Raw genomic sequence first — 1677 nt, 5'->3', positions numbered from 1 at the left:
AGGTCGGTGCCGGCGCCGAGCCGGGTGTAGAGGGCGGCGACGGCGGCCTGCAGCACCATGAACAGGCTCGCGCGGCTCTCGGCGGCCAACTCGCCAAGTCTATTGCGGAGTTCGGCCTCAACGGTGAACTCGACCAGCTCGCCCCGGTGGCTGGGCGCCGCCGGGCGCGGACGGTCGTAGGGCAGGGCCAGCTCCTCCGGGGAGCCGGCCAAGGACTTTTGCCAGAAGTCGAGTTGCTGTCCGAGCAGGCTGTCCCGGTCGTCCTCGGTGCCGAGGAGTTCGCGCTGCCAGAGGGTGTAGTCGGCGTACTGGACGGGCAACGGTTGCCAGCCGGGGTCGGTGCCCTCCCTGCGGGCCCGGTAGGCCTCGCCGAGGTCGCGGAAGAGCGGGGCGACGGACCAGCCGTCGCTGGCGATGTGGTGCATCAGGACCAGCAGCACGTTCTCCTCGGCGGGCAGGGAGAACAGCGTGCAGCGGATGGGAAGTTCGACGGCGAGGTCGAAGGCGTGGCCGATGGCCCGGTCCAGCAGCCCGGCCAGCTCGGTGTCGTCGCCGACGGGGGTGACGGTCAGGTCGGGCCGGAGGCCCTCGGTGACCAGCTGGTGGGGCCCGCCGTCGGTGGTCGGGAAGAGGGTGCGCAGCACCTCGTGCCGGGCGACGACGTCGCCGAGGGCCTCGGCCAGGGCCGCGGTGTCGACCTCGCCGGTCAGCCGGATCGCGAAGGGGGTGTTGTAGAGCGCGCTCGGGCCATCGAACTGGTCAATGAACCACAGTCGTTGCTGGGCGTACGAGAGTGGTACGAGATCCGGGCGCTCCCGGGTGGTCAGGCCGGCGCGTACCGGGCTGCGGCCCTCGCCGAGGTGCTGGGCCAGCCCCGCGATGGTGGGGCTGTCGAAGAGGGCGCGGATGGGGAGTTCGGCGCCGAGCACGGTGCGGATGCGGCTGGCCAGCCGGGTGGCGAGGAGGGAGTGCCCGCCGAGGTCGAAGAAGTTGTCGTCGATGCTCGGCTCGGCCGTTCCGAGGACCTCGGCGAAGAGTTCGCACAGGGTCTGTTCGGTGGCGTTGCGGGGGGCCCGGCCGGTGGCAGTGGTGGAGTAGTCGGGGGCGGGGAGGGCGCGGCGGTCGACCTTGCCGTTGGGGGTGACGGGCAGGGCGTCGAGGGTGACGACCGCGGCCGGGAGCATGTAGGCGGGAAGGCGTTCGGCGACGAAGGCGCGCAGTTCGCCGGGGGTGGCCGTGCCGGTGACGTAGGCGACGAGGCGCTTGTCTCCCGGCTGGTCCTGGCGGACCGTCGCGAAGGCCTGGCGGACGGCCGGGTGGGCGGTGAAGGCGGCCTCCACCTCGGCGAGTTCGATGCGGAAGCCGCGGATCTTGACCTGGTCGTCCGTTCGGCCGAGGAACTCCAGTACACCGTCCGCGTTCCAGCGTACGGTGTCGCCGGTGCGGTACATCCGGGTGCCGGGCTCGCCGTAGGGGCAGGCGACGAAGCGTTCGGCGGTGAGGTCCGGGCGGGCCACGTAGCCGCGGGCGAGGCCGTTGCCCGCGATGTACAGCTCGCCGGCGACGCCGACGGGGACGGGCCGGAGGGTGTCGTCCAGGACGTACGTGCGGGTGTTGGGCAGGGGGCGGCCGATCGGGACGGTGGTGGGCACCTCGGCCAGGCTTGCCATGCGGTGG

1 protein-coding gene is annotated in these 1677 nt (G+C 72.5%); it reads right to left on the bottom strand.

Annotated elements, in window-relative coordinates; genetic code table 11:
- Positions 1-1652: condensation domain-containing protein (locus tag ACFV1W_RS40595; RefSeq protein ID WP_380422599.1), on the bottom strand; the 1652-nt coding region annotated here is incomplete at its 3' end.
- Between the last annotated feature and the right edge of the window lie 25 nt (positions 1653-1677).

Origin of the sequence: Kitasatospora sp. NPDC059648, assembly GCF_042734825.1 — a bacterium.
In the GTDB taxonomy this organism is placed as follows: Bacteria; Actinomycetota; Actinomycetes; order Streptomycetales; family Streptomycetaceae; genus Kitasatospora.
This window is presented reverse-complemented; position numbering and strand designations above follow the sequence as displayed.